Below are 8,179 nucleotides of genomic sequence, written 5' to 3'. Positions count from 1 at the left end.
AGCTACTGATTCCGAAAGATTGAGTCTGGCGGAACGGCTTCCACTTGAATTAATCAATTAATAGAACCTACCTTAAACTATTGCGCCTTGAAATCTTTTGTCTATTAAATCTTTCCTCCGTAGCACAGGTCGCCGGCATCGCCGAAGCCCGGTACGATGTACTTGTGCTCGTTGAGACCCTCGTCTACGGCAGCACACCATATGGTAGTGTCGTCGGGGAATGTCTTGCGTATGTGCTCAATGCCTTCGGGCGCTGCCATTACGCAAACCACATGCACCTTCTTGGGAGTGCCTTTGGTGAGCAGAGCTTTGTAGCCCAACTCCATAGAGCCGCCAGTGGCAAGCATCGGGTCGACTATGAGCAGAGTGGCGTCGTTGAGGTCGGGAGTGGCAAGATACTCCACATGGATGCCAACCTTGGTGTGAGCCTCGTCCTCATACTCGCGGAATGCCGAAACGAAGGCATTGCCGGCGTGGTCGAAGATGTTGAGGAAGCCCTGGTGGAAAGGCAGACCTGCACGGAAAATGGTGCCGAGCACCAGCTTGTCGGTAGGCACATTCACCTTGGCAACGCCAAGCGGAGTCTGTATGTCGCGCTCCTCATAGTCGAACGTCTTGCTCAGCTCGTAAGCGATAAGTTCGCCTACACGCATGATGTTGTTGCGGAACAGCAGACGGTTTTTCTGATAGTCCTTGTCGCGCATCTCCGCCATATACTTATTAATAATAGAGTTGCTCTTGCTGAAATCGATGATTTTCATATAGTTCGTTTGTTTTTAAATTCTTACAAAAGTACTAATAAAATCCTGTATCTCCGCAAATATAGTCTTTGCTGACCGCACACAGCATATTACATTTCTATTTCTTTAACAAATAGTGGCTCTAACTGTAGGAAGTTATGGCGTCCCCGTCATAACCTGAGCAAACAATGGTGTGAAAAAATAACAATAAGAACGTATATACCAACAGTACAGGCTACGGCGAGGATGCCATAGCCTCCTGATGATGCCCAATAAATTACCAAATTGTAAACTGCAAATGGCAATATATGAGTACATGTTCGGTTTTGCGAAATTTTAACAAAAAAAATATTGAACACGCGCAAATTTTGTCACCGATAAATATTGTTATCTTATAGTTTTTTCATAACTTTGCCGATGTAAATATAAGAGCGGCCAAATCCCCCGCAACGATTTACACCTATTTATATAAAGGACAATGAAAGTCGCCTGCACAGAAGCAACGGCCCCGATCAGGCAATAGTGGAGTCAGGCCATGGAAGTTGATTCTATATTCACATCTAAATAATATTTTTCAAAAATGGCAAAGTTAGATTTGACACAGTACGGAATTACTGGTTCTACAGTAATCGCTCACAATCCGTCTTATGAGAAGTTGTTCGAAGAGGAAACAAAGGCTGGTCTCGAAGGTTTCGAGGTAGGTCAGCAGACTGAACTCGGTGCTGTCAATGTAATGACAGGTATCTACACCGGTCGTTCACCTAAGGACAAGTACATCGTAATGGACGAGAACTCTAAGGACACTGTATGGTGGACAACAGAGGAATATAAGAATGACAATCACCCGATGTCTGAAGAGGTTTGGGCAACGGTTAAGGATATCGCCAAGAAGGAGCTTTGCAACAAGAACCTCTATGTAGTAGACGGTTTCTGCGGAGCTAACAAGGATACACGTATGGCTGTTCGTTTCATCGTTGAGGTTGCTTGGCAGGCTCACTTCGTAACAAACATGTTCATCCGTCCTACAGCTGAGGAGCTTGAGTCTTTCGAGCCTGACTTCGTTGTTTACAACGCATCTAAGGCTAAGGTAGAGAACTACAAGGAGCTCGGTCTGCACTCAGAGACTTGCGTTGCTTTCAACGTAACTTCTAAGGAGCAGGTTATCATCAACACATGGTACGGTGGTGAGATGAAGAAGGGTATGTTCTCAATGATGAACTACTTCCTCCCGCTCAAGGGCATGGCTTCTATGCACTGCTCTGCTAACTGCGACAAGAACGGTGAGAACACAGCTATCTTCTTCGGCCTCTCTGGTACAGGTAAGACCACTCTTTCTACCGACCCGAAGCGTCTCCTCATCGGCGACGACGAGCACGGATGGGACGACAACGGCGTGTTCAACTTCGAGGGTGGCTGCTATGCTAAGGTTATCAACCTCGACAAGGAGTCTGAGCCCGATATCTACAACGCTATCCGTCGCGACGCTCTTCTCGAGAACGTAACTGTTGACGCTAATGGCAAGATCGACTTCGCTGACAAGAGCGTTACAGAGAACACACGTGTTTCTTACCCGATCTACCACATCAACAACATCAAGCCGGGTTCTTCTGCACCAGCTGCTAAGCAGGTTATCTTCCTCTCAGCTGACGCATTCGGTGTACTGCCTCCAGTATCTATCCTGACTCCGGAGCAGACTCAGTACTACTTCCTCTCAGGCTTCACAGCTAAGTTGGCAGGTACAGAGCGCGGCATCACAGAGCCGACTCCTACTTTCTCAGCTTGCTTCGGCCAGGCTTTCCTCGAGTTGCACCCGACAAAGTACGCTCAGGAGCTCGTTAAGAAGATGGAGAAGAACAACGCTAAGGCTTACCTCGTTAACACTGGTTGGAACGGTACTGGCAAGCGTATCTCTATCCGCGACACACGTGGTATCATCGACGCTATCTTGAGCGGCGACATCGACAAGGCTCCTACAAAGCAGATCCCGATGTTCGACTTCAAGGTTCCGACAGAACTTCCTGGTGTAGCTACTGAGATTCTTGATCCGCGCGACACTTACGCTGAGGCTTCTCAGTGGGAGGAGAAGGCTAAGGACCTCGCTGCTCGCTTCATCAAGAACTTCGCTAAGTACACAAACAACGAGGCTGGTAAGGCTCTCGTAGCTGCTGGTCCCCAGCTCTAATCTTTCAGACGAAGATAAAGACTAAATAAAAAAGGTCTGTTTCCTGTTATCGGGAGACAGACCTTTTTTTGGTGCCTATAGTGCGGGGATTTTTGTTTATTCGTTTTTTATTTATAACTTTGCGAGTCGAAATAACAATTATCAGAAGCGTATGAATGATTTTGAGCGTCTTTTCAGCAGACTCTATCCGCGTGTGAAGCTGTTTGCCATGCAGCTATTGAAGCGTGAGGACGAGGCAGAAGATGTGGCACAGAATGTCTTCGCTAAGCTGTGGCTTATGCCAGAGAAGTGGAGCGAGGACAATGTGGACAGCTATGTCTTCGTGATGACTCGCAATCATGTACTCAACGTAATCCGCTATCGCAAAATACACGAAATTGGGGGGGTAGAGTGTGACGACAACGCAGACGCAACCCTGCCATCCGAACTGGGCGCAGACGATCCGCTGTATTACGAAGAGGCATTGCTGCTGATGCGCCTTACGCTCGACCGTATGCCCGAACGCCGCCGTCAGATATTTGAGATGAGTCGTATGCATGGATTGTCCAATGCCGAGATAGCCGAGCAATTGCAGCTGTCGGTGCGCACCGTAGAACATCAGATATATCTCGCATTGAAAGAGCTTAAGAAGACTATGCTGCTCTTCGTTTTGCTCGCCGGAATATAAGCAATCAGCGGCAAAAACATAAAAAATCAAGAAAAACACATTTTTTTTATTTTTTCCTTAAGTAGTCCTTGTCCTACATGTGTGTTATATATGTATGACAGAGACAAACGGTACACATAAATATATAAATAGCATAATGCGCCTCTTCGCCCACGGCGACTTTGGCAGCTCTGCCACCAACCATTTCCATAAGTGGTTGGCTGATGACAAACACCGTGAAGAAAAGGATGCTGCAATGGAGCAGCTTTGGGACGAGACGGCATTCACCTCTGCCAATATCAACCAAAAGCAGACTGACGATGCTTACGCCCGATTGTGTGTCAATGTTGGTATCAGTCGACCTAACAAAGAAACGGTCAGTCTGCTTGCCGACACCGACCGTCGCCGCATCAAGGCGGTGCGCTGGTTGCGGTTCTGGCAGTCGGCAGCAGTAGTGTTTGTCATTGTGATAGGAATGTTGGGCTATATGCTTTACAATGCCGACACGCAAGGCTCCGACCTTCTGCAAAGCCACACCCCCGTAGCCCAGACCCGACAGATGGTGTTGCCCGACGGCACCGTAGTGAAGCTCAACTCATGCAGTGCGTTGCTCTATCCCAACCGCTTCGACGGCCACACACGTAGCGTATACCTGATGGGTGAGGCAAGCTTCAAGGTGGCTCACGACAAGAAGCATCCGTTTATAGTCAAGACCAACGATATGCAGGTGACCGCACTCGGCACCGAGTTTAACGTGTCGGCTTATCCCGACGACCATAATGTGGAGTCGACACTGATAGAAGGTAGTGTCAAGGTAGACTGCAACGATATGCACAGCAGTGTGATCTTACAGCCGGGCGAGATGATAGCATACAATCGCGACACCCACAAGTATGAGGTTATGACACCCAATATAGCCGACATCACGGCATGGCAACGCGGCGAAGTGGTGCTTAAGGAGAAGACGCTGGCACAGATATTCTCCATACTTGAGCGCAAATATCCATACTCGTTCCACTATAGTATGCACCGCATCGGCAACGACCGATACACCCTGCACTTCCCCGACAACGCTCCGATAAAGGACGTTATGGACGTGATAGTACGCGTCACGGGCAAGCACGCCTATCGAATAGATGGCGACAACTGCTACTTCTACAACAAGTAATGTCGTGAGACATACTCTGATTTAATGAAAGACTAATTTACACCCCTATATTTACCCCTGCCTAAAAATTTACGATAGAATTAAACCTATATATAAACTAATATTACTAACAATGAGTAAAAGACAACGAACAGTGGCCATGGTCTTAAGGACTATGTGCTTCTCGGCGCTGCTGCTGGCTTCGCAGACAGCAGCAATGGCACAAAGCCGAGCACGTGTCACAATCAAGAAGAGCAACACGACCATTGTGGAAGCTCTCAAGCAAATCGAGAAACAGACAGGTATGTTTGCAGAGTACAACCATACCCAGTTGAACAAAAAGCCAGGTATCAACGTCAACCTGCATAACGCAACGGTTGACGAGGCACTGCAAAGAGTGCTTAGTGGTAGCGGATTCAGCTACCAGATAAAGGGCGACCAAATCATCATCGTTCCCGCTGGTGCTACAGAGAAGCAGCGCACCAATGGAGCAAAACAGCAAAACGGCAAGAAACAGCGCATTCAGGGACGCGTGCTCGACAAGGACGGCATGCCTCTTATCGGCGTGAGTGTACGCACCGAGGGTACGGGCAACGAAGGAACAGTGACCGATATGGACGGTAATTTCTCGTTTGAGGGTACCGCCGGACGCCATATCGTGGTGTCGTACATCGGCTACAAGAACCAGACACTGAAGGCTGGCGAGAACATGAACGTAGTATTGCAGGAGGACTCAAAGCTTCTGGGCGACGTTGTGGTGACCGCTCTCGGTATCAAGCGCGAACAGAAAGCCCTTTCGTACAATGTGCAACAGCTCAAGGGCGACGAACTCAACAACGTAAAGGATGCCAACTTTGCCAACTCGCTCGTTGGTAAGGTTGCAGGTGTGCAGATTAACAGCGGTGCGTCGGGTGCCGGTGGTAGTGTGCGCGTAGTTATGCGTGGTGCTAAGTCAATCGAAAAAGACAACAACGTGTTGTACGTAATTGATGGTATACCTATGTATAACCACTCGTTTGGCGGTACTGGTGGTTCTTATGCTCAACAGACGGGTTCTGAAAGTTCGGCCGATATCAACCCTGAAGACATTGAATCAATAAATATGCTTACGGGTCCGTCGGCTGCCGCCCTTTATGGTAGTGACGCTGCCAACGGTGCTGTTATTATCAACACCAAGCGTGGAGCCAAAGACCGCACTACTGTGACCGTATCAAACAGCACTATGTTCTCTAAAGCTACTATGCTGCCAGAGACACAGAGCAAATATGGCACAAGCACAGGACTGATGAACTGGGGCGCTGAGGTGAACAGCGACTTCGATCCTGCCAAATTCTTCAATACTGGTTCGAGCATTATCAACTCGGTAGCACTTTCTACCGGCAACAGCAAAAACCAGACATACATTTCGGCTTCTACTACAAATACACAGGGTATTATTGTAGGCAACAAGTACGACCGTTACAACTTCACAGCACGCAACACTACATCGTTGCTCGACGACAAACTTGTAATCGACTTCGGTGCAAGCTATATCCTGCAGAAAGACCAGAACATGGTTTCGCAGGGTAAGTACTACAACCCGTTGCCCGCACTGTATCTGTTCCCACGCAGCGACAATTTTGACGAAGTGCGCAACTTTGAGCGTTGGGATCCGGTGCTGGGATACAATACACAATACTGGCCATACGGTGAGGGTGCACATTCGCTGCAGAACCCGTACTGGATACAGAAGCGCATGAACCGCACTACAGACAAGACACGCTATATGTTCAACGCATCGGTGAAGTACAACATCTTCGACTGGATGAATGTGACCGGACGTGTACGTGTGGATAACTCAGAATATCGCATACGTAACAAGATGTATGCATCGACCCTCACTACATTCTGCGACTCGAACGGTGGATATGAGGATCAGACTCAGCACGACAAGTCGGTATACGGCGATATCATGCTCAACATTAACAAGACATTGTTCAACGACTACTCGGTAGCTGCCAATATCGGTGCTTCTATCAACGACCAGCGTTTTGAGGCGGCTGGCGGTGCCGGCAACCTCCTGCTCACCAACCACTTTGCAATGAACAATATCAACTATGAGAGCAAGTATAAGCCAATACAGAGTGGATGGCACGACCAGACACAGTCGATTTTCGCTTCGCTCGAATTAGGCTACAAGAGCATGCTCTACCTTACAATGACAGGACGTAACGACTGGGCATCGCAGTTGGCATTCTCTAATCAGTCATCGTTCTTCTACCCGTCGGTAGGTATGTCGGCTGTGGTTTCGAACATGGTGAAGATGCCGAAGGGCATCGACTTCCTCAAGGTGCGTGCTTCGTACTCGAAGGTGGCATCTGCATTCAGTCGCTTCCTCTCTAACCCGAGCTACACATACAACAACCAGACCCACCAGTGGCAGAAACCTAACACGGCTCCGCTCGACAATATGAAGCCTGAGGACACTAAGTCGTGGGAGCTCGGTTTGAACGCCAAGTTCCTCAACAACACTATAAACTTCGACCTCACTCTCTATCGTTCGAACACTTATCATCAGACTATCTATGCTGCATCAAGCTCAAGTTCGCTCTACAATCGCAAGATTGAGCAGACTGGTAATATCCAGAACCAGGGTATAGAGCTGGCTGTTGGATATAACAACCAGTGGGGCAAGCTGGGCGTACAGTCGAACCTGACATACACCATCAACCAGAACCGTATCAAGCAGTTGTCGCCCGACAGCCGCAACAACAAGGGTATCCCCGAAATACAGAAGGACTATCTCGGCGCAAGCTCGGTAGCTCCTCAGGTAATACTGTACGAGGGCGGCTCGATGAGCGATATATACATCAAGCACGAACTGGCACGCGACAACAACGGTGCGATACTCCTTGACAAGAACGGCAACCTCTCAATAATGGAAACAGAGCCACGCAAGGCAGGCAGTCTGGCACCTAAGTACAACTTGGGATGGAGCAACACTATCAAATATGACGGATTGTCGCTCGGATTCGTACTCACAGCACGTGTAGGCGGACTTTGCTATTCGGCAACACAGGGTATTCTCGACTACTATGGAGCATCGCAGGCTACTGCTGACGCTCGCGACGCTGGTGGTATAGCTATTAACAATGGTACTGTACCAGCGCAGAACTACTATCAGACCATTTCATCGGCTGAAGGCGGATATGGAGCCTACTATCTGTACAGCGCTACCAACGTACGTTTGCAGGAACTGAGTCTGTCGTACGACCTGCCTAAGCGCTGGTTCGGTGGCAAGATGCGCGCTTCTGTAGGATTTGTGGCACGCAACCTTTGGATGATTTACTGCAAGGCACCGTTCGACCCCGAACTCTCAGGAGCCACAAGCAGCACATATTATCAGGGTGTGGACTACTTCATGCAGCCCTCAACGAGAAACTTCGGATTCAACGTGAAATTACAATTCTAAAAAACGAACACTA

General features: G+C 48.6%; 5 protein-coding genes. 4 read left to right on the top strand and 1 reads right to left on the bottom strand.

Annotated features, from left to right (window positions below):
- Nucleotides 1-104: 104 nt before the first annotated feature.
- A complete protein-coding gene (gene upp / locus I6E49_RS02220; RefSeq protein WP_235400191.1) occupies nt 105-761 on the bottom strand; it encodes a uracil phosphoribosyltransferase in 657 nt (218 codons plus the stop codon).
- 559 nt (nt 762-1,320) lie between these two features.
- On the opposite strand from upp, the gene pckA reads away from it, so the two are divergent.
- The 4 genes from pckA to I6E49_RS02200 all read left to right on the top strand — a co-directional run bounded on the left by pckA (nt 1,321) and on the right by I6E49_RS02200 (nt 8,166).
- On the top strand, nt 1,321-2,922 hold the full coding sequence (gene pckA, locus I6E49_RS02215; protein ID WP_235400190.1) for a phosphoenolpyruvate carboxykinase (ATP): 1,602 nt from the start codon (nt 1,321-1,323) through the stop codon (nt 2,920-2,922).
- A 151-nt stretch (nt 2,923-3,073) separates the two neighbouring features.
- Entirely contained in the window at nt 3,074-3,589 is a 516-nt protein-coding gene (locus I6E49_RS02210; protein ID WP_235400189.1) for an RNA polymerase sigma-70 factor, read from the top strand.
- A 94-nt stretch (nt 3,590-3,683) separates the two neighbouring features.
- A complete protein-coding gene (locus I6E49_RS02205; protein WP_235400188.1) occupies nt 3,684-4,736 on the top strand; it encodes a FecR family protein in 1,053 nt (350 codons plus the stop codon).
- A gap of 139 nt (nt 4,737-4,875) precedes the next feature.
- Nucleotides 4,876-8,166 carry a SusC/RagA family TonB-linked outer membrane protein gene (locus I6E49_RS02200; RefSeq protein WP_235400187.1) on the top strand — a complete coding sequence of 1,097 codons (3,291 nt, stop codon included), beginning with the start codon at nt 4,876-4,878 and terminating at the stop codon, nt 8,164-8,166.
- Nucleotides 8,167-8,179: the final 13 nt, after the last annotated feature.

The organism is Leyella stercorea (assembly GCF_021531655.1).
Note: the sequence above shows the minus strand (reverse complement) of the source record. Positions and strands in the feature narration are given on the sequence as shown.

Excerpts from the sequence above, each read along its gene's own strand:
- upp (WP_235400191.1), bottom strand. The coding sequence starts at position 761 with ATGAAAATCATCGATTTCAGCAAGAGCAACTCTATTATTAATAAGTAT.
- pckA (WP_235400190.1), top strand. The coding sequence starts at position 1,321 with ATGGCAAAGTTAGATTTGACACAGTACGGAATTACTGGTTCTACAGTA.
- I6E49_RS02210 (WP_235400189.1), top strand. The coding sequence starts at position 3,074 with ATGAATGATTTTGAGCGTCTTTTCAGCAGACTCTATCCGCGTGTGAAG.
- I6E49_RS02205 (WP_235400188.1), top strand. The coding sequence starts at position 3,684 with ATGACAGAGACAAACGGTACACATAAATATATAAATAGCATAATGCGC.
- I6E49_RS02200 (WP_235400187.1), top strand. The coding sequence starts at position 4,876 with ATGGTCTTAAGGACTATGTGCTTCTCGGCGCTGCTGCTGGCTTCGCAG.